This window comes from Paenibacillus naphthalenovorans (genome assembly GCF_900099895.1).
GTDB classification, from domain to species: domain Bacteria; phylum Bacillota; class Bacilli; order Paenibacillales; family NBRC-103111; genus Paenibacillus_G; species Paenibacillus_G naphthalenovorans.
In genome coordinates this window covers 32,661-52,421 of sequence record NZ_FNDY01000002.1, presented here as the reverse complement: position 1 = coordinate 52,421, position 19,761 = coordinate 32,661, and the positions used below count along the sequence as shown (strand labels likewise).

The window sequence follows — 19,761 nt, the reverse complement described above, 5'->3', positions numbered from 1 at the left end:
CGGCCGCAGCGATATTCTTATCGTCCTGCGGCCGATGTTGTTATGATACGAGATTCATGCGGAGCCTAAACCTTCCTTTTCCCAAAACAAAGCTGCCTATCAGGTTATGACCGGTTTCCTTCAGCAAAGGGGCTTCGCTCAGAAGCTTTTCTTACGGACCGCAGATCCATTCGACGCTGCAGCCGTAGGCACGGGCAATGCCTTCGGCCAGTTCGGCGTGCTGCTTCTCCAGGGTGTAAACCGCGGCGCCGTCATCATCCGAGCTCCAATACGCCAGCAGGTGTTCTTCAAGCTGCGCAGCCGCTTGTTCCGGCTCATAAGCGCGGCTGGACGGCTCTTCCGGCTTATTCAGCTTACATACGACGGCCATATCGGCGTAGAGATAAGCGTTCTCCAGCCGAGTGATAAAACCGTAATCCTCAAAAGAAGGGCTCATTCGCACCGTTGAAGGCAGCAGCAGCAAATCGAACTCCTCGCAGGGTACGGAATACTGGTTCATAATCGGTTTGGCCTGCTCGCGCTCTTGCGGGGTGGAGAAGATCAGAAGCTCCTTATCCCGGTCGAATAGGCTTGCTTTACCGGCCAGCGCTTTTACAATTTGTGCGTAGTAACCCGCCCGCTTGTCCTCAGGCAGGTCCATAGCCAAACCGAATTTCATTTGTAATCCTGTCATACCTGCCGTTCCTCTCTTTCCGTTTGTTTCTTATTTCACTATTATGAACAAAAAAAGCCGGCCGGTGCAACCTTTGCGTTACAAGGCCAGCTTCAGCATGATGCTAAGCTTTCCTTCCTCGATTTTCACCCCTGTCACTTGGAGAAACGATGCGATGTTTTGCGGATAAAGTCCCAAATCGAAGTCTTTCTCCAAGGCATCGATCGTCGTGGAGGGCAGCATATAGCCGTTGAACTGCAGCTCTGTAATCCGAAAACGCAAAAACGCTCCATTTCGGCGATCGTCCCTGGAAGCCAGCTCGTAGCTGCCGGACATCTGCACGGAGATGCCGTCCCGGCTTCCGGCAGCCGTCATCTTGTCAGGCGCGAACCGGAACGTCATATCCGTGAACAGCTCGTGTTTTTGCCTTAAATAGTCGTTCAGCTCCCGGTCGGACATCTGAAAAGTATAGTTAAATCCATTCATGATCAAATTATTGCCCGAGCCTGACCCGGAGGTCACCAGTTCAGGCAGCTGCTCCAACGCATCCCCCAGCGCCTGAAAGTAGGTTCTGAGCATCGGCACACCCTTGTCATGCCATAAGCGGTTTAGTTCCAGCATCTGCTGCTGAAGCTGAACAGCTGTTTCTTTATTTTCTGCCAGGGTATCGTCCACTTCCTGCTGCAAAGCCGCAAGACGCGTCCGCTGCTCCTGATAATTCGATTTGGTTTGCCGCAGTCCGGTTTGCGCCTTGGTCAGCCTGTCTTTCACTTCCGTTAACTGCCGCCAGGTCTCGGTGTGACGCCTGAGCGCTTGCTGATCGTTTTTTAGAATCATTTGCAGGTAGTCCAACGAGGCCAGCGCTTCGGAGAAGCTGCGGATCGTAAACAGCAAAGCCCAAAGCGAATCCCGGTCTCCCATGTAATAAGCGCGAATGACCTTGGCCGCGTGGGCCCTCGCCTCGGCCGACGACGCTTCGGCCAGCTTAAGCTGTTCTTCGGCGGTCTTGAGCTCCTCCTGCAGCTTTGCCTCTTGCTCCGTTATGCGCATGAGCTCCTGGTCGATCTCGTAGATCGTCAGACCTTTTTGCAGCAATTCTTTGTTTTCCTGAATCGTTTCGGCCTTCGCGATTGGGAATTCCAAGCCAAGAACGCACCAGCCAACCAGAATAAAACCAGTGATGGCTCGTCTTAATTGTCTTAATGGCGATGTCACCCGAGTTTCCCTCCCATCCTCTCACCTAAAGATTATCATACGAATGGGAAAATGATGACAAAAAAATGGCTTTGACACGGAAATCGGCGAAAAGCAGCGGAAAGATATTATCATTTGGGCGCCGCGGGGAGAAGCCGAAGGATATCCTGGTGACTCTTCACCTGTTTCGGCTCTTCTTTGGTAAAATTCGGCGTCTGGTTCACATCGTCTATCTGTTGTGTCCATTCGATCACGCTCACCGCTTTGCAGCTCTTTTTATCCGTAAAGCTCAGCTTGCCGGATTGCTCACGGATAAAGCCCTGTTCATCGATCACGGTGCTTACGGAAGAGGGCGCGGCCGGACTCCATTGCTCTGCAAAGATGCCGGAAGCAAGCCCGCGATCGGCATTCCATAGGCTCTGAGCATTCTCAAGCGGGAGCATAATATATTCATCCGTTGGACTGATCGCTGGCAAGTGCAGGTACATTTTGTTATCTTTAAGAAGGACCGGCAGTACAATCGGCGATACTGCGCCCTTTGGCGTCAGGGTGAATGTCGCTTCCATTCGGACCGGTTCCGGGAGCGAGACCATCCCTTCATATTGAATTGTGCTTTCCTTAAACAAAGCTAGCATTGCGGCTGTCATTGGCTGCGCTCCCTGAAAGAGGGAGGGGTCGAGGTTGGCCTGGCTGGAGAATCGGTAGCTCTGTACCTGTTTTTGCTTGGCTGCGGCCTGCAGCAGATCTTGCTTCAGCTGTTCATGATCCGTGCATCCGGCGGCAAGGACAAGGATACAGCATAAAAGCAGTAAAGGTAACATTTTTCGAGTAATCAGCAAGGTTGCGCTCCTTCCATTGTCGTCTTCATTCATCATATCGGGCAGGAGATGCTTTGTCTGTAATTAAAATCGCGTGATACTTGGAGGGCATATGCATATGGAACCATCAGGAGGCCGCGAGCTTCTGGCGATCATCCGCGAACGTATGGAGAAACGCAAGGAGCGGGCCATCTCGTTTTTTGAATACATGGACTTGTGTCTATATCATCCGGATTACGGCTACTATATGAAAGAGAGGACAAAAATCGGAAGAGACGGTGATTTCTATACCGCAGCTTCTGTAGGTACGCTGCTGGGGGAGGTATTGGCGCAATATGTGAGCCGAAGAGCGTCCGGTCAATCGGGACCGATCTGCCTGACCGAGTGGGGCGGAGGCCGGGGCATGCTGGCGCTGCATCTGCTCAACGCCCTTCAGCTGTCTTCTCCGGATCTGTACGACAGGCTTCAGTATATCAGCATAGAGGCGAGTGCCTATCACCGGAGGCTTCAGGCTGAGACGCTGGCGCCGCATATAGAGAAGGTGCGCTGGCTGATGGAAGACGAGTGGGTGGAGGAAGGTCCTTGGAAGGATTGCGTTGTGTTTTCCAATGAGCTCCCGGATGCCCTGCCGGTGCATCGCATTACATATCGGAAAGACGGTTGGATGGAAACCTTCGTAGCGTGGGACGATCGGGAACAGACGCTGGTAGAACGGGAGATGCCCGTGACGGACCAAGGGCTGCTGGATTTTATCTCCAAAGAACAGATGCCTATGCGGGAAGGACAAAGGTTTGAGGCGGGACTTGCGTCCGTACGGTGGCTCAAAAACGTAGCCGCGGGCTTGGGAGAACGGGCCGAGCTGATTACGATCGATTACGGAGATGTCCGGGAAGAGCTTTATGCCCCGCATCGCATGAATGGAACGTTCCTGTGCTACCGGAAGCATCAGGCTTATGATCTGCCTTTGTTGTATCCGGGCGAGCAGGATATGACCTCTCATGTTAATTTCAGTATGCTGATCGATGCAGGGCGGGAGTGCGGCCTAAATCAATTCCAGTTGATGACCCAAAAGCAATTTTTGGTGGAAAACGGATTATTGAACAGGCTGCAGCCGCACGATGCCGCCGATCCGTTCTCTCCGGCAGCCAAGCGAAACCGCGCCATACGACAACTGCTGATCAGCGATCAAATGAGCGAGCTGTTTAAGGTGCTGATCCAAAAAAAAAGGTGAACCGCAGTAAAAAACGGTTCACCTTTAGCGTTATGCGATAGCGGTTTCGTTTCAGGATTATACGGACATTTTGAAGAATGACCAGTACGTAAATCCGGTAAACGAAAGAATCATGTACCCCCAAAAAATCAATATGTAGGCACGTTCGGACAATTTCATGTATCCTAACAGTACGAAAATCGCCGTTTGGGCGAAAAAGATCATAGCGAACGGAATCATCTCCCCGGCCAGCGCGGCTAGTCCGATGACAAGCGTCCAAAAACCGAGAACACGAAACATGCGATCCATTCTGCAGCCCCCTCTCTTCCATCACAATACGTTGCATTTTTTACGTTACTACTCAACATTATAGCGAAACCGGATTGACGTGTAAACGTCCAAACGGTGACGAAATTAAGTCAATTTATGCCCGCTTGATAAATATCATCCCCATTTTTGAATAAAATGATGTATGACCTCCTGTAAAAATGGCAATACAAATTACTAGAAAAGTATTCTATGAACTCTACCATGGGCATAGAGATAAAGTAACGCAATATTTCATGCACTGCCTATCATAGATGTGGATGAACCTATAGTGGTTAGGAGGACGGCTTTGATGACTGCAATCAGACAAGATGCATGGAGCGAGGAAGACGATTTAATATTGGCGGAGGTGACGTTAAGGCATATCCGGGAGGGCAGCACTCAGCTCTCCGCTTTCGAAGAAGTTGGTGAGAAGATCGGTAGAACCGCGGCAGCCTGCGGCTTCCGTTGGAATAGCTTTGTCAGAAAAAAATACGAAGCGGCGATCCAAATCGCCAAGGCACAGCGGCAAAAACGCAACCAGCAAAGAAAGCATACGGGCTCATTTGCTACCGTGGCGGGCGGCGCTATCGCAGGTCCTTTAGTGGAAGGAGGCTCCGTCCGCAGCGACGGCATCGTAGAAGAGCTGTCCATCGACGCGGTGATCCGGTTTTTGCGGCAGTGGAAAGGAAGCTATCAAGAAATGGTCCGCCATGTGCGGCAGCTGGAAAAAGAAGTGAATGAGAAGCAGGATGAGCTGGAGCGGCTTCGTACGATCAATGACGAGCTAAGCAGGAAGGTCAGCGATGTTTCCACCGATTATCGTGTGGTCAATGACGATTATAAAGCTTTGATTCAAATCATGGACCGAGCGAGGAAGCTGGCTTTTCTCACGGAGGAAGAAGAGGAGATCAAGGCGCGTTTTAAAATGGATGAGAACGGAAATCTCGAACGGATTGAATAAGTCCGGCGAAGAGACCGCATATCCGACAATTCCTACATAAGCATCCCCCTGGACGTTTTCAGCGTTTGGGGGTTTTTTTGTTACGGCTTCCGTTTTTTTTGTTATGATAGAGTTCAGATAGCCGTTTACAATAAAAGGATGTGAAAGATGTGAACCGGATCACGGTCATCGGGGCAGGGGCGCTGGGTATGCTCTTTGCTGTTAAGCTTGCAAGCGCCGTTCCCAATATGGAACTTGTAGTTCGACGAGCGGAGCAAAAGCATCTCTTGATGTCTGAAGGGGTTTCTTTAACCGAAGCCGGCGCTTGGCCGGATGGATCGAAAAAAATGGTAAAGATCTTTCCCAAGATCAGTTTAATGAACGAAGAGGATTGCAGCAAAGCAGCTTGGGAGGGCTGTACGCATTGGATTGTGCTCGCAGTGAAGCAAACGGCGATAACAATGGACTTGGCTTATACGGTACAACAAAGAATGGGCCCTCATTCCTGGGTGATTTGTCTGCAGAACGGAATCGGCCACGTGGAAACGCTTGAAAAATTCATTCCTGCAAAGCGGATCCTGCTTGCCGTAACGACCGAAGCCGCTTTGAAGCATTCGGAAACGGAAGCGGAGCATACCGGCCGAGGACGCACCTGGATCGGGAGCGCTTCTCCTCATTACAATGAAGGTGCTGAGGATGCGCAAAAAAAATGGGTAAAGCTGCTGGAGGTTGCAGGATTCGAGGCTTTTCTGTCGAAAAACATCACTAGCCGAATTTGGCACAAACTTCTCGTGAATTCCATCATCAACCCGCTGACAGCCATATTGCAAGTGACCAATGGAGAACTGCCGGGGCTGCCGCAAGCGCAGCAGCTGATGCGTGCTTTATTCGATGAAGGAACCGCTTTGGCAGCGGCGCTTCATATCGAGCTGGAACCGGATCTATGGGAACAATTGCTCGAGGTATGCCGAAGAACCTCGGCCAATCGGTCTTCCATGCTGCAGGATGTGCTTGCAGGCCGTCCTACCGAGCTGGACGCGATCAACGGGGGGCTGCTTAAGAAAGCCGAGGCGATCGGCCTTTCCATGCCGACGCACCTTGCCGTATACCGGCTTGTGAAAGCGCTGGAAGGACGCCTGCCGCCGATTAGACGTTGAACTTATTTGAGGGTCGGTGATGAGGGTTGAACGAAATATTAGAGTGGCTCCATCAGCTTTACAAGGTGATTGCTTTTGTCCCCTTCGTGGCTTTTTTGATCACATGGCTGATCGTTTATTACGGTTGCGGCCGGAATAAACGTAAAGCGACCTATGTCAGCATGGACATCACCACCTTGTTCCTAATCGGCTCCGTAGCCTATATGAGCCGCAATCTGTTCGGATCGGGAATGCTGTTGTGGACGATCATACTGTTTTTTTTAATTGCGGCCGGATTGCTCGGAAATTTGCAGAACCGGATTAAGGGGCGCATCGACCTTGTCAAAATTGTCCGGACGCTTGGACGACTCGGTTTTTTGCTGCTTGGAGCCTGCTATGTTTTGCTGTTATTTTTCGGCATCGGCAAGTATATGATTAGCTCTTGAGGAGAGAAGCCTAATGAACGTACATAACTTAATGGAAGACGTTGTGAAAAGCTGCCTGAAAGAATTGATGAATTCCCAGGAGTATTTGGCCGATCTAACGGAAATTGAACAAAGCGACATCATCGCGATTGCACTGAATAAACTTCCGGCCAAATATGTTTCGACGGTCAAGGGAGAGGTATTCGCCAAAACCCAGCTGCGGATGCAGGTGGAGACCGATGTATACCGGGAGCTGTCGAATGCCATACATGTGGTGTTGAATTCGGAAAGGAAGTTTGCATTGCGGGCCGACAGCGAATAGAACATGGCCTGGTTGGCGATAGCCAAGCCGATTTCCGGCCGGATCGGCATAACGGACCTCGGCAAGCTCGTCGATTTTGCAGCGTGGTTGTATTATATAAAGAAGATAACCGTCCGCGGGCAGTTGGCGGACGGTTCTTGCTGTTAGCGGGGACGTACATTTTGACGATTTTTCTCAACATGTGTACAATATAGATGCTACTTGCGATTACAAAGCGAAAGCGGCTTTCTTTACATAAGTATAAGCAGGATCAAGTATGGGAAAGGTGGCGGGAAACGTGCGCTTGGAAGCAATACAATGGGAATCCGGCCAGCCTTTGACGGACGATTATGTGAGCCGTTTTGAGAAGACGGGCGAGCTTTATGACTATAATCCTTGGGAATGGGAAAGCTGGCGGGCCCGAGCATCCTGGCTTGATCAGGAGCGCGTGACCGGAGCGGATCGTCAGCGGCTGGCGGATGCGCTGCGCCAGTTCAATGAGCGGGCCGGCAACGCCGGCGAAGCGATGGATGCGATCGAGCGGCTGAGAGACAAACGGACGCTGTGCGTGGTAGGAGGCCAGCAGGCTTCGCTGTTTACGGGACCGCTGCTCGTGATTTATAAGGCGGTCACCTTGCTCCGGTTGGCGAAAGAAGCTTCCGGGAAACTGAACCGGCCGGTGGTGCCGGTGTTTTGGATTGCCGGTGAGGATCATGATTTTGATGAAGTCAATCACGTGAACTATCTGACGCCGAATCTTCAAGTGGATAAAATTAAGGTGGAGCATCCTACTGGCTTGAGAACGTCGGTCAGCCGAACGAAGCTTGGACGCCAGCAGTGGGAGGATGCGCTGCGGCAGCTGGAGCAGTCGTTAATGACAACCGAGTTTAAGGATGAATTAGTCCAATCGTTTCGGGCTGCGGTGGAAGAGTCGGCCACGCTGGTGGATTTATTCGCCAGGCTGATGGCTCGGCTGTTCGGCTCGCAAGGGCTCGTGCTTCTGGACTCCGACGATCCCGCCCTGCGCAAGGTGGAAGGATCCATGTTTCGGACGCTCATTGAGCAAAACGGCGAGTTGAACGAAGCCTTCCTCCAAAACCGTGATCAACTGATGGCATGCGGCTATCAGCCTCAAGCGGAGCTCCATACGAATGCAGCCAATTTATTTGTATACGATGAAGAAGGCGAACGGATTTTGTTGTATGCCGATGACAGTGGGGGCTTCACCGACCGCAAGGGCGTGCGGAGGTTCTCGCGGGAACGGCTGCTGGATTGGGCGGACACCGCGCCGGAGCGGCTGAGCAATAATGTCATGACCCGGCCGCTGATGCAGGAATTTTTGTTTCCTGTACTGGCCACCGTACTCGGCCCTGCGGAAATTGCCTATTGGGGCTTGACGCGCAAGGCGTTTCATCTGCTGGGGATGAGGATGCCGCTATTGGTTCCGCGCCTCGGATTCACCATTGTGGAAGGCACGGTCCACAAAAACATGCAAAAATATGGTCTCACGTTCGAAGATGTGGTGCTGCGTCTTGAAGAGAAACAGCAGGAATGGCTGCGTGCCCAAGACCGGCTGCAGCTCGAAGCCCGGTTCGGAGAAGTGAAAGAACAGTTCCGTTCGGGCTATGAGCCCTTGATCGCGGCGATTTCCGGTATTAATCCGGGTCTCGGGAAATTAGGAGAGACCAATTTGGGCAAAATTATCGAACAGATCGAATTTTTACAGCATAAGGCCGAAGACGGGCTGCGTTCCCAGAATGAGTCGGGACTGCGGCATTTCCAGCGGATCGGTCTTACGATTGCGCCTGGCGGCAAACCGCAGGAAAGAGTGTATAACATATCCGCTTATTTGAATAAATACGGTGACGGCTGGCTGAAGGAGCTGCTGGAGCTGCCGGTAACCATAGACGGAAAGCATTATATATGTTATATGTAGAGAATCATCCATTCGACGATATATCGAGGAGGAGCTGCTCATGAAAAGTACGATTGAAAAAAGCGTGATTCGCGATATCGCGCTAGCGCCTGAGGGGCATTTGAAAATTGATTGGGTGAATGCCCATATGCCAGTATTAAACCGCATTCGGGAGCAGTTTGAGAAAGAGCAGCCGTTTAAAGGGTTGAAAGTGGCCATCTCGCTTCATCTGGAGGCTAAAACCGCCTATCTCGCCAAAGTAGTGCAGGCCGGAGGAGCGGATGTAACGATTTGCGGCAGCAATCCGCTTTCGACGCAGGATGATGTGTGCGCCGCACTAGTCGAGGATGGCATCACGGTATTTGCCAAATACAACCCGGATCCGAAGGAATATAAGGAGCTGCTGATCAAAACGCTGGAAACCGAACCGGACCTCATCATCGACGACGGAGGCGACCTGGTTACGATTCTGCACTCCGAACGCAAAGACCTGCTGAAGAACATACGCGGCGGCGCGGAAGAAACAACGACAGGCATTCTTCGTTTGAAGTCTCTTGAAAAAGAAGGACAGCTGCAGTTCCCGATGGTGGCTGTCAACGATGCGTTCTGCAAATATTTGTTCGATAACCGATACGGTACCGGGCAATCGGTATGGGATGGCATCAACCGGACGACGAATCTGGTGGTTGCGGGTAAAACGGTTGTCGTTGTGGGCTACGGCTGGTGCGGTAAAGGTGTGGCGATGCGGGCAAAAGGACTTGGCGCCAACGTCATCGTTACAGAAGTTGATGCCATTAAAGCGGTGGAAGCCTATATGGACGGCTTTGCCGTCATGCCGATGCTGGAAGCCGCCAAAGTGGGCGACTATTTCGTCACCGTAACGGGCAACCGGGACGTGATCCGCGGAGAGCACTACAAGGTAATGAAGGACGGAGCGATTTTGTCCAATGCCGGACACTTTGACGTTGAAGTAAATAAAGTGGAGCTGGAAGAGCTTTCCGTCTCCAAGCGGACGGTTCGCCGCAACATCGAGGAGTATACGATGAAGGACGGGCGCAAATTTTATGTGCTGGCGGAAGGCCGGTTGGTCAACCTGGCGGCTGGCGACGGTCACCCGGCGGAAATCATGGATATGACCTTTGCGCTGCAGGCCATGTCTCTGAAATACGTAAACGATAACTACAAGCAGATCGGCAATAAAGTGGTGAATGTGCCTTATGAACTGGATGAGCAAGTGGCACGCTTCAAGCTTGCATCCTTGGGCATCGGGATCGATTCGCTGACCGAGGAGCAAAAAAGCTATTTGGATAGCTGGGCGGAGCATTAATATTCCAGCTTTTCAAAACCGTACTTCCCCTTGCCTCAGCGCAGGGGGATTTTTTTGCATTGCCGCCAAACGAACCCTTACCCAAACATCCGCCCCCTCCAAACATCTGCTAATCAGGATAAAAATTTCCATTCTTCTGCAACAACCTCGCCATCCCCTGCGTCATATCATTAACACCATCGGTTTTTCAGCGAAGCGTACGAAGATAAAAAAACAAGGGGGATCTTTCATGCGAAGCGAAAAGGAATGGTTGGGAAGGACGGCTCGAACAAGCTGGAACCGTTTATGGCGAGGGATGGCGTTAAGCGCAGTTTTGGCAGCTTTACTGGCAGGCTGCAGCGCTTCGAATGATCCAGCGGCATCGTCTTCGTCGGCGGCTTCCGGCCACAACCAGGCCGCTGATGCGAAAGCAAGCCCGGGCGCGGTTGCGGACAGTCAGACCAATACGGCCGGGAGGGCTTCGGAAGGTCAGGAAGCCGGCGGCCCTGCGGCGGAAACGGCACTGGCGGCGGAGCCGTTTAGCCGCAAGATTATTTACACCGCCAATTTGGTTATGCAGGTGGAGAATTATGAAGAAGCGGAGTCCCGGGTGCAGGAGGCAGTCAAACAGTCGGGCGCGTATATTCTGCAATTCAACGAAAATACGTCTTCGTCGGAAAAGTACGGGATTTTTACCATTAAAGTACCTGCAAACGGATTTCAATCGTTGCTCGATCTTCTGGAGAAAATCAACCCAAGCATGCAAAAAAACATGCAGGGCCAGGATGTCACCGAAGAGTACGTCGATTTGACGGCCCGGTTAAAGGCGAAGCAGGTGATGGAAGGACGTTTGGTCGCTTTTATGGAAAAGGCGGAGAAAACAGATGAATTGGTCGCTTTTTCCAACGAGCTGGGCAAGGTGCAGGAGGAGATCGAGCGCATCCAGGGAAGAATGAGATACCTGGAGCAAAACGTGGCCTATTCGACCATCGAACTCCGGATTACGCAAAAGATCGGTTCTGCGGAAGCGATCAAGGCACAGGAGCGCGGCCCTCTGATGGAGCGTGCGGCAGCTGCGCTGAACGGAACGGCAACGATGCTTGGTTTCCTGTTCCAATGGGTGATTGTTATCGTAGCAGGGGCACTGCCTGTTCTGCTTCTTCTTGCTTTGGCTATTGTTCCCGTTTATCTTATGAGGCGGCGGCGAAAGGCCAGGCTGGAGGAGATTCGTGCCAGACTTTCAGAACATAATCAGCTTCAGGAACCGAAAAACGAATAATGGGTTTAAAAAAATCCTGCGATCGTCTGATGACGGAGCAGGATTTTTTGTTAACATGGCGAAATATTATATTGAAAGTGGTGAGAAGTGGGGTAAAGTGGTGGAAAAGGGGGTGGCGAGTGGTGTTCATGGGGGAGTTTCAACATACCATCGATGAGAAAGGCCGCATGATCGTGCCGGCGAAATTTCGTGAAGCCCTCGGAACATCGTTTATCGTCACTCGCGGCCTGGACCAATGCTTGTTTGTATACCCTATGCAGGAATGGGCGGTGCTGGAGCAAAAGCTCAAATCGCTGCCGCTCATGAAGTCCGATGCCCGTGCCTTTACCCGATTCTTTTTTTCCGGCGCCACCGAGTGCGAGCTGGACAAGCAGGGCAGAGTAAATCTGCCGAACAATTTGATTGAACATGCCAAGCTGGACAAGGATTGCGTTGTGATCGGCGTTTCCAATCGGGTGGAGATTTGGAGCAAGCCGATTTGGGAAAACTATTTCCAGGAGTCCGAGGAATCCTTTAATGAGATTGCTGAAAAATTGGTCGACTTTAACTTTGATTTGTAATTCGTGTTTACGGACGCCTCAGGAGGAATCAAGCGCATGTTTCATCACGTAACCGTACTAAAGAACGAAGCAGTGGAAGGTCTGCATATCAAACCGGACGGCGTATATGTTGATTGTACGCTCGGCGGTGCGGGGCACAGTTTGGAGATCGCCTCGCGATTGGGTCCGGAGGGATTGCTTATCGCATTCGATCAGGATGATGCGGCGCTGGATCATGCCCGGCAGCGTCTGGCCGGAGCGGCGGACAAGGTAAAGCTGGTGCGGAGTAATTTCCGTTATCTTGAACGGGAATTGAAACGTATCCCCCGGGCGTTAAAAGACGGCCGCCCCCAGGTGGACGGCATACTGTTTGATTTGGGCGTTTCATCGCCTCAGCTTGACGAGGCGGACAGAGGATTTAGCTACAACCATGATGCCGAGCTGGATATGCGGATGGACCGGACATCGCCGTTAACAGCCAAAGATATTGTCAATGAATGGTCTGAGCAGGAAATCGCCGACATTCTATTCGAATATGGCGAGGAGAAGTTTGCCAGAAGAATCGCTGCCAAAATCGCTGCTGCGAGGGCCGAAGCGCCGATCGAAACGACTGGCCGCTTGGTCGAGCTGATTAAGGAAGCTATCCCTGCAGCCGCGCGCCGCACAGGGCCTCATCCGGCCAAACGGAGCTTTCAGGCGCTGCGCATTGCCGTTAACGACGAGCTCGGAGCCTTTGAAGAAGCGCTCGAGCAAACGATTCGCTGTCTGGCTCCGGGAGGCAGAGTGGCAGTCATTACGTTTCATTCGCTCGAGGATCGAATCTGCAAACAAACGTTTGCCAAATACGTAGGGAAATGCACATGTCCGCCGGATTTTCCATTGTGCGTATGCAACCCCGCAGGTATTGTCAAGTTGATTAACCGCAAACCGATCGAAGCCGGCGCAAAAGAGCTTGAAGAGAACCCGCGAGCGCGTTCGGCAAAGCTGAGAATAGCTGAAAAATTACCTTCTTAAGGGGGAGATGACGTTGCCAGCCTACATGCATGGGAATTTAGCGACAGAACAAAAAACGCAGCCCAAAGTGAAGATCAGGGAAACGAAGAAAGTCGTTTACCGGAGCAAGGCGCTGCCGCTGCAGGAGAAGCTTCTTTATTTATTCACCGTCCTCATTTGCGTAGTGGTGGCGGGATTGATTATCTGGAGATATGCACTGATCTATGAGATGAATGCGGACATCAAGTCCATTGAACAGAAAATCAGTAGACTGGAAGCGGAGAACAGTATTTTGAAGCAGCGGGTGGATGGATTGTCTGATCCGAGAAGGCTGGAAGAGGAAGCCAAAAAACTCGGTTACGGAGTTCCCGGAGACAACCAGGTCAAACCGTCCGGCAATGCCAAAACGGGTACATCGTCCGTATCTTCTCAAGGTATAGCCGCAAATACGAACAAATCAAAGGATCAACCCTGATCTGCTATTCGAATAGGGGGAGCAGCCGATGACTAGAAAAGTAAAGTTGCGGTCGTTAATTATTGGAGGGGCCTTCACCCTCCTTTTTGTTGTCCTGGTTACCCGATTGTATTGGGTTCAAGTGGTCCAGGGGGCGGAATTGCTGTCGGACGCAAAAATGATGTGGGCGACAGACAAGGAGCTCAGGCCGGTACGTGGCACGATTTTGGACCGCAATGATAAAGTGCTTGCGGAGGATTCGCCCGCCTATACGCTGGCGCTGAATCCGAAAATCATTCATGATAAGGGCATCGAGAACGAAATCGTTCAGGGACTATCTGAAATTTTGGGCAATTCGAATGATTCCGGCGCTTTGGCGGCGCTTGCGGATAAAATCCGTACCCGGATCAATCAGAAGCGAGATGACGGTTCCTATTATACCCAAGTGGAAATTCGGAATGAAGGCTGGAAGATCGATGCGGAGATTGCCGATAAAATCAAAGCGCTCGAGAAGGAGCTTCAACAGAAGCTGAATACGAAAAAAAGCCTGGGCATTCTATTGCTGCCCGAGAGCAAACGGTTTTATCCGTCCGGAGGTCTGGCGGCTCATCTGCTCGGCTACATGGATAAAGATGGCAAACCGATCATGGGTTTGGAATCCCAGCTGGATGAATATCTAAAAGGCGAATCCGGATGGCTGAGCTATGAGAAAGATCGCTACGGCGTGGAGCTGCCCCATTCCCAGAGAAAGTACCAGCCGGCCGTCAACGGAGACAACGTGAGGCTGACGCTGGACAAAAACATCCAGTTTTATATGGAGAGCGCCATCCAAAAAGTGTACGAAAAATGGCGTCCGAAAAGCGTGACGGCGATCGCGGTGGATCCCCATACCATGGAAATTCTCGGATTGGCCAATATGCCTTCGTTCAACCCCAATAAATATTGGGAAGCAAAGCGGCAAAGCGATTTTGTCAATCATGCGGTAGCTTCCCAATACGAACCGGGATCGACCTTCAAGCTGGTCACGCTCGCTGCAGCGGTGGAGGAAGGCATTTTCAATCCGAATGAAACCTATCAATCTGGTTCGATTGCCGTCCCGGGTCGGAGGCTGCATGACCACAACGTCTCGGGCTGGGGACAAATATCCTATCTCGAAGGCTTGAAGCGGTCCAGTAATGTCGCATTTGTCAAGCTGGGGTATGAGAAGCTCGGGCAGGATAAGCTTCGGGCGTATATCGAAAAGTTCGGTTTCGGCGCAAAGACCGGTGTGGATATTGCCGGAGAAGTCGCCGGAATCGTAAATATGCGTTATCCGGCGGAATTTGCCACAGCTACTTACGGTCAAGGGCTGACGGCTACGGCGATACAGCAGACGGCGGCCTATGCGGCCATTGCCAATGGCGGCAAATTGATGTGGCCTCATTTGATCAAAGAAATTTATAACCCGGAAACGGGAGAAATTATAAAAAAATTCGAACCCAAGGAAATCCGCAGAGTCGTTTCGGAAAACACGGCCAAGCAGGTCGGTGAATATCTGGAGCAGGTTGTAGCCGACCAATCGATAGGTACGGGAAGAAAAGCTTATATCGACGGCTATCGCATAGCCGGTAAGACAGGTACGGCGAATAAGGTTATTCCGGGTCAGAAAGGGTATGCCGAAGGCAAATGGGTGATTTCGTTTGCCGGGTATGCACCGCTTGAAAATCCTCAAATTCTGGTTACCATTATCGTCGACGAACCGGACCTGGGGGGAAACTACCATCTTGGAGGGGATGTAGCGGCCCCGGCGTTCAAGGAAATCGTCTCGCAAACCTTGCGTTATATGGGCATCGCGCCGAATACGGCGGCTCAACAGCACGCTCAAGCGGCGGAACAGAAGATGCTTGCCGCTGTTCCCGATTTGACAAGCCTGTCGCTTGATCAAGCCCGGAAGACGATGGACAAATTCGGCATTTCGGTAGCGGCGATCGGCCAAGGAGCCGGCGTGATTGCACAATATCCCGCCCCTGGCACCGAAATCGGAGGCTTGCAGCGAATGTATGTAATGATGCAGGAGACGAAAGATGTTCCGGTACCGGACATGACCGGCAAATCGCTTCGCGATGCGATCGGACTCTGCTCCTTCCTCAAGCTGCGATGTCAATCCGAGGGAGAAGGATATGTAACGAGCCAGACGTTGGAGGGCGCCGGGGAAGACCGGGTGCTGCACCTGCGGCTCCATCCTTACGGTGAGACGGAGGAGAATGCCGAATCGGAGAAACCGCAAACCAACCCGAACCATGACGGCGCTGAGAATGGTGCCGAAAATAAAGAAAATAAAGAGGAGTCCGCACCCTCGGCCCCCCACGGCAATTAATCCGCATATCATGCCGCACCGCCGCGACAGCTTGTTCTAACCCCTGGTTGTCCTGAATAGGGATGATTATGAAACGATTTTTGTTTACAACGGACAACGTGGAAGAAGCGTTGTAAAGGTTGTAGCACTGTTGACAGCTGACGGCGGCTGTAACGCCGTAACGGCTGCAGCATTTCGGGAGGGGGAAAAAGCGGGCATGAGGGCATCGAACGTAACGGTTCGTCGACGTCTATTCGCCGCACTGATCGTCGGCACGTTTCTTTTCTTGGCGCTGGTGGTGCGGCTCGCGTATGTGCAGATTTGGGTAGGTCCGGAGCTGTCGGACAAAGCGGAGGATTCCTGGAGAAGGGATATCAAGGTGACGGCCAAACGGGGAGAGATTCTAGACCGCAACGGGGATCGCCTGGCTTACAACGTCAGTTCACCGACCGTTGTTGCCGTACCGGCGCAAATTAAAGATCCGAAAGCAACGGCCGCCAAACTGGCCGCGGTTCTTCAAATCAGCGAGGAAACGGTATACAAACAAATTACAGTCCGGAAAGCCAGTGTATACATTAAGCCGGGCGGACGAAAGATTACGATAGAAAAAGCGGATGAGATTCGCGATTTGCAGCTTCCCGGCATCTGGGTGACCGAGGACAACAAGAGGTACTATCCGTTCGGCGGCCTGGCTGCCCATGTGCTTGGATTTACGGGCGATTATAATCAAGGCTTGACAGGCATAGAATTGAAATATGACAACAGATTGACAGGGATCGACGGAAGCATATCGTATTTGTCCGATGCGGCCGGCAAGCTGATGCCGGGGTCGACGGATGAGTACAAAGAGCCGTTGGCCGGTATGAACCTGCAGCTTACGATCGACAGTCATATCCAATCCATCATGGAGCGGGAGCTCGATCAAGCCATGGTGAAGTACCAGCCGAATCATGTCATTGCCATTGCGATGGATCCGAACAATGGAGAAATTTTGGCCATGGGTTCGAGACCCGGCTTTGAGCCCGGCAATTATAAAAATTATCCGGTGGAGAATTACAACCGGAATCTTCCGATCTGGATGACTTACGAACCGGGGTCGACGTTTAAGATTATCACTTTGGCAGCTGCCCTGGAGGAGAAAAAAATAAGCCTGACCGAAGGGTTTCACGATCCCGGCGCGATTGAGGTCGCCGGGGCAAGGCTTCGCTGCTGGAAGCGGGGCGGACATGGAAGCGAGACCTTCCTTCAAGTGGTCGAAAATTCCTGCAACCCCGGCTTTGTGGTCATGGGGCAGCGGCTGGGCAAGGAGAAGCTGTTTGATTATATCTACAATTTCGGCTTCGGTAAAAAAACCGGTATCGATCTTGGCGGCGAAGAGAATGGCATTTTGTTTAAGCCTTCACGTGTCGGCCCTGTGGAGCTTGCGACGACCTCGTTCGGGCAGGGCGTCTCGGTCACGCCGATTCAGCAAATCTCGGCGGTATCCGCAGCCATTAACGGCGGCAGGCTGTTTAAGCCGCATGTAGCCAAAGCCTGGTATAAGCCTGAAACAGGCGACGTGGTCGAGACTGTGAACCCGGAACTGGTCCGTCAGGTGATCTCTCCGGAAACCTCCAGGATGGTGCGCGAAACGTTGGAGAGCGTTGTGGCCAACGGTACGGGGCGGAATGCATTTGTCGACGGTTATCGCGTAGGCGGGAAAACGGGAACGGCACAAAAGGTCATCAATGGGCGCTATTCCTCCAGTGAGCATATTGTTTCCTTCATCGGATTCGCTCCTGCAGACGATCCGAAGGTCGTCATTTATGCGGCCGTGGATAATCCGCAGGGAATCCAATTCGGCGGTTTGATTGCTGCTCCGCTGGTTAAGAATATCATGCAGGATACGCTTCAATATATGAAAATTCCGCCGCGTAAGGATCAAATGGAACGCAAATACGTATACGGAGACAAAAGAATTGTGGAAGTGCCGAATCTGGTCGGCATGACCCTTACTGATATCTACGAAGATCTCAATATGAATTTCCAACTTGCCAAATCCGGCGTCGGCCGCACGGTGATCAACCAAGTGCCGAAGCCCGGTACTAGGATCGAACAAGGCTCTACGATCCGGATCTATTTGTCGGATACGCAGCCGGTGCCCGATAGAGGGGCCAGACCGCAAGTTCAATAGCGCTGCCCCGGCAGAGCCGGCTTGGGAGATGCTGAATCTGCGAGTGGTGAGTGGAGAAGACTTGAGCGTCCGATCCGCTCGCCCGGTCTGTACGTAAGGTCGATTTAACAGGCTTGGAGTCTGTTATGTCCGGCCGCTTTCATACGCCTTGAACAAAAGTTCGCCGTCCCCCGTGCCTTTTTTCAAAAGGGGCTTTTCACGGCACATTTTTTTGTCCATAATAGATACCATGTGCATAAACGGAGGAGGACGCTTGATGCAACTGAAGGAACTCGCTTCTCAGCTTGCGGTGAGCCGCCTCGTTGGCGATGACCGCATCAATATTACCGGATTGCAGACGGATTCCCGCAAGGTGAACCCTGGCGATTTGTTTATCTGCATCCCGGGATTTGCCGTAGACGGACACGATTATGCGGGGAAAGCGGTTGAGCGGGGAGCTGTTGCCTTGGTTGCCGAGCGGGAGATGGAGCTAGGCGTTCCCGTGTTGATCGTAAAGGATGCGCGATATGCGATGGCGGTGCTTGCGAACCATTATTACGGTTATCCGAGCCGCGAGCTGAAGCTGATCGGGATCACGGGGACCAACGGTAAAACAACAACAACTTACTTGCTGGAAAAAATCTTGAGCGATCAAGGGTTTCGAACCGGGCTGATGGGCAACATTCATGTCAAGATCGGTTCCCGATATATTCCAAACGCGATGACGAATACGCAGGAAGCAGTGGAGCTTCAGCGGATTTTACGTGAGATGGTGAACGAAGGAACGGATTATTGTATCATGGAAGCTTCCTCGCACGGACTGGAATTGGGCCGGGTCAAAGGATGTCGTTTCCGTACGGGCATTTTCACGAATTTAACCCAGGATCATCTGGACTTTCACCATACCATGGAACAGTACAAGGCGGCCAAAGGACTGCTTTTCTCCCGTCTCGGCAATGAATTTTCCGATGATCCGAACCAAAGCAGGTTCGCCGTGCTCAATGCGGACGATCCTGCATCGAAGGATTATGCGAGACTGACTGCCGCACAAATCATAACTTATGGAATCGAGGATCCGTCTGCGGATGTGAGAGCTGAAGCGATCGAAATTTCTTCGAAAGGTACACGGTTCAAATGTGTAACGTTTCGCGGAAGCGCCGAGGTGAGCATGCGGCTTGTCGGGCGGTTTAATGTATACAATGCGCTTGCAGCCATCGCTTGCGCGCTTGCGGAGGGGATTGAGCTTGCAAGGATTGCCGACAGCCTCGGCCGGGTGGATTCGGTTGAAGGCCGGATGGAGATAGTGAATGCCGGACAGGAGTTTCTTGTTCTTGTCGACTATGCGCATACCCCTGACGGTCTGGAGAACGCCCTTTCGACGATTCGTCAATTTGCCGAAGGCAAGGTATACTGCGTTTTTGGCTGCGGAGGAGACCGCGACCGCGCCAAACGTCCCCTGATGGGTGGCGTGGCGGCCAAGTATGCGGATTATGTATTCGTCACTTCCGACAATCCGCGTACCGAGAACCCGGAGCGCATTCTTCAGGACATTGTTCCGGGGCTTCGTACCGCAGGGTATGACCCCGGCCGCTACGAGCTGGTTGCCGACCGCAGAGAAGCGATTCAAAAAGCAGTCGATCGCGCAGCTCCGGGCGACTGCATCTTGATTGCGGGGAAGGGACACGAAACGTATCAGGACATCATGGGCGTCAAGCATCCTTTTGACGACCGCAAGGTAGCCAAAGAAGCAATCATGAATCGCTTTCGTTCATCGGGAAGCGATGGGGTTTAAGCAATTGGGGG

The 19,761-nt window shown here is 52.1% G+C and carries 19 protein-coding genes; 15 read left to right on the top strand and 4 right to left on the bottom strand.

What is annotated here, in order from left to right:
- Positions 1-151: 151 nt before the first annotated feature.
- From BLT35_RS02775 to BLT35_RS02765, 3 genes are all read right to left on the bottom strand, one after another.
- On the bottom strand, positions 152-673 hold the full coding sequence (locus BLT35_RS02775; protein WP_082660682.1) for a hypothetical protein: 522 nt from the start codon (positions 671-673) through the stop codon (positions 152-154).
- A gap of 78 nt (positions 674-751) precedes the next feature.
- The gene (locus BLT35_RS02770) at positions 752-1,867 is read right to left on the bottom strand and encodes a hypothetical protein (protein WP_074726962.1); all 1,116 of its coding nucleotides are present in this window, start codon (positions 1,865-1,867) and stop codon (positions 752-754) included.
- 110 nt (positions 1,868-1,977) lie between these two features.
- A complete protein-coding gene (locus BLT35_RS02765) occupies positions 1,978-2,685 on the bottom strand; it encodes a hypothetical protein (protein WP_074726961.1) in 708 nt (235 codons plus the stop codon).
- 97 nt (positions 2,686-2,782) lie between these two features.
- Here BLT35_RS02765 and BLT35_RS02760 point away from each other — a divergent pair, with 97 nt between their 5' ends.
- On the top strand, positions 2,783-3,895 hold the full coding sequence (locus BLT35_RS02760) for a class I SAM-dependent methyltransferase (protein WP_254777500.1): 1,113 nt from the start codon (positions 2,783-2,785) through the stop codon (positions 3,893-3,895).
- Positions 3,896-3,952: 57 nt separating this feature from the next.
- Here BLT35_RS02760 and BLT35_RS02755 read toward each other — a convergent pair whose 3' ends face one another.
- Entirely contained in the window at positions 3,953-4,183 is a 231-nt protein-coding gene (locus BLT35_RS02755; protein ID WP_062407630.1) for a DUF2626 domain-containing protein, read from the bottom strand.
- Between the two features lie 310 nt (positions 4,184-4,493).
- Here BLT35_RS02755 and BLT35_RS02750 point away from each other — a divergent pair, with 310 nt between their 5' ends.
- The 14 genes from BLT35_RS02750 (at position 4,494) to BLT35_RS02690 (ending at position 19,750) form a co-directional block, all read left to right on the top strand.
- A complete protein-coding gene (locus BLT35_RS02750) occupies positions 4,494-5,144 on the top strand; it encodes an RsfA family transcriptional regulator (protein WP_062407632.1) in 651 nt (216 codons plus the stop codon).
- Positions 5,145-5,284: 140 nt separating this feature from the next.
- Complete coding sequence (locus BLT35_RS02745; protein ID WP_217634694.1) at positions 5,285-6,280, top strand: 2-dehydropantoate 2-reductase; 996 nt, start codon at positions 5,285-5,287, stop codon at positions 6,278-6,280.
- 26 nt (positions 6,281-6,306) lie between these two features.
- Positions 6,307-6,705: a DUF3397 domain-containing protein gene (locus BLT35_RS02740; protein ID WP_062407636.1), complete on the top strand. Its 399-nt coding sequence runs from the start codon at positions 6,307-6,309 to the stop codon at positions 6,703-6,705.
- 13 nt (positions 6,706-6,718) lie between these two features.
- The gene (locus BLT35_RS02735; protein ID WP_054818066.1) at positions 6,719-7,006 is read left to right on the top strand and encodes a late competence development ComFB family protein; all 288 of its coding nucleotides are present in this window, start codon (positions 6,719-6,721) and stop codon (positions 7,004-7,006) included.
- Positions 7,007-7,009: 3 nt separating this feature from the next.
- A complete protein-coding gene (locus BLT35_RS26730; protein ID WP_174350715.1) occupies positions 7,010-7,153 on the top strand; it encodes a hypothetical protein in 144 nt (47 codons plus the stop codon).
- Positions 7,154-7,283: 130 nt separating this feature from the next.
- On the top strand, positions 7,284-8,921 hold the full coding sequence (gene bshC / locus BLT35_RS02730; RefSeq protein ID WP_074727048.1) for a bacillithiol biosynthesis cysteine-adding enzyme BshC: 1,638 nt from the start codon (positions 7,284-7,286) through the stop codon (positions 8,919-8,921).
- A gap of 40 nt (positions 8,922-8,961) precedes the next feature.
- Entirely contained in the window at positions 8,962-10,227 is a 1,266-nt protein-coding gene (locus tag BLT35_RS02725; RefSeq protein WP_062407638.1) for an adenosylhomocysteinase, read from the top strand.
- Between the two features lie 229 nt (positions 10,228-10,456).
- Positions 10,457-11,485, top strand: a complete 1,029-nt coding sequence (locus BLT35_RS02720; protein ID WP_074726959.1) for a DUF4349 domain-containing protein — start codon at positions 10,457-10,459, stop codon at positions 11,483-11,485.
- Between the two features lie 122 nt (positions 11,486-11,607).
- A complete protein-coding gene (gene mraZ, locus BLT35_RS02715; RefSeq protein ID WP_062407642.1) occupies positions 11,608-12,045 on the top strand; it encodes a division/cell wall cluster transcriptional repressor MraZ in 438 nt (145 codons plus the stop codon).
- Between the two features lie 36 nt (positions 12,046-12,081).
- Entirely contained in the window at positions 12,082-13,038 is a 957-nt protein-coding gene (gene rsmH / locus BLT35_RS02710; protein ID WP_062407644.1) for a 16S rRNA (cytosine(1402)-N(4))-methyltransferase RsmH, read from the top strand.
- Between the two features lie 13 nt (positions 13,039-13,051).
- Positions 13,052-13,492 carry a cell division protein FtsL gene (gene ftsL, locus BLT35_RS02705; protein WP_062407646.1) on the top strand — a complete coding sequence of 147 codons (441 nt, stop codon included), beginning with the start codon at positions 13,052-13,054 and terminating at the stop codon, positions 13,490-13,492.
- 28 nt (positions 13,493-13,520) lie between these two features.
- Positions 13,521-15,827 (top strand): penicillin-binding transpeptidase domain-containing protein, encoded by a 2,307-nt coding sequence (locus BLT35_RS02700; RefSeq protein ID WP_074726958.1) that lies wholly within the window; start codon positions 13,521-13,523, stop codon positions 15,825-15,827.
- Positions 15,828-16,023: 196 nt separating this feature from the next.
- Positions 16,024-17,979, top strand: a complete 1,956-nt coding sequence (locus BLT35_RS02695; protein ID WP_074727047.1) for a stage V sporulation protein D — start codon at positions 16,024-16,026, stop codon at positions 17,977-17,979.
- 256 nt (positions 17,980-18,235) lie between these two features.
- Positions 18,236-19,750: a UDP-N-acetylmuramoyl-L-alanyl-D-glutamate--2,6-diaminopimelate ligase gene (locus tag BLT35_RS02690; protein WP_062407648.1), complete on the top strand. Its 1,515-nt coding sequence runs from the start codon at positions 18,236-18,238 to the stop codon at positions 19,748-19,750.
- The last annotated feature ends 11 nt before the right edge of the window (positions 19,751-19,761 follow it).

Coding starts and splice junctions, on each gene's coding strand:
- BLT35_RS02775 (WP_082660682.1), bottom strand. CDS start 673: ATGACAGGATTACAAATGAAATTCGGTTTGGCTATGGACCTGCCTGAG.
- BLT35_RS02760 (WP_254777500.1), top strand. CDS start 2,783: ATGGAACCATCAGGAGGCCGCGAGCTTCTGGCGATCATCCGCGAACGT.
- BLT35_RS02755 (WP_062407630.1), bottom strand. CDS start 4,183: ATGGATCGCATGTTTCGTGTTCTCGGTTTTTGGACGCTTGTCATCGGA.
- BLT35_RS02750 (WP_062407632.1), top strand. CDS start 4,494: ATGACTGCAATCAGACAAGATGCATGGAGCGAGGAAGACGATTTAATA.
- BLT35_RS02735 (WP_054818066.1), top strand. CDS start 6,719: ATGAACGTACATAACTTAATGGAAGACGTTGTGAAAAGCTGCCTGAAA.
- BLT35_RS26730 (WP_174350715.1), top strand. CDS start 7,010: ATGGCCTGGTTGGCGATAGCCAAGCCGATTTCCGGCCGGATCGGCATA.
- BLT35_RS02725 (WP_062407638.1), top strand. CDS start 8,962: ATGAAAAGTACGATTGAAAAAAGCGTGATTCGCGATATCGCGCTAGCG.
- BLT35_RS02720 (WP_074726959.1), top strand. CDS start 10,457: ATGCGAAGCGAAAAGGAATGGTTGGGAAGGACGGCTCGAACAAGCTGG.
- rsmH (WP_062407644.1), top strand. CDS start 12,082: ATGTTTCATCACGTAACCGTACTAAAGAACGAAGCAGTGGAAGGTCTG.
- BLT35_RS02700 (WP_074726958.1), top strand. CDS start 13,521: ATGACTAGAAAAGTAAAGTTGCGGTCGTTAATTATTGGAGGGGCCTTC.
- BLT35_RS02695 (WP_074727047.1), top strand. CDS start 16,024: ATGAGGGCATCGAACGTAACGGTTCGTCGACGTCTATTCGCCGCACTG.
- BLT35_RS02690 (WP_062407648.1), top strand. CDS start 18,236: ATGCAACTGAAGGAACTCGCTTCTCAGCTTGCGGTGAGCCGCCTCGTT.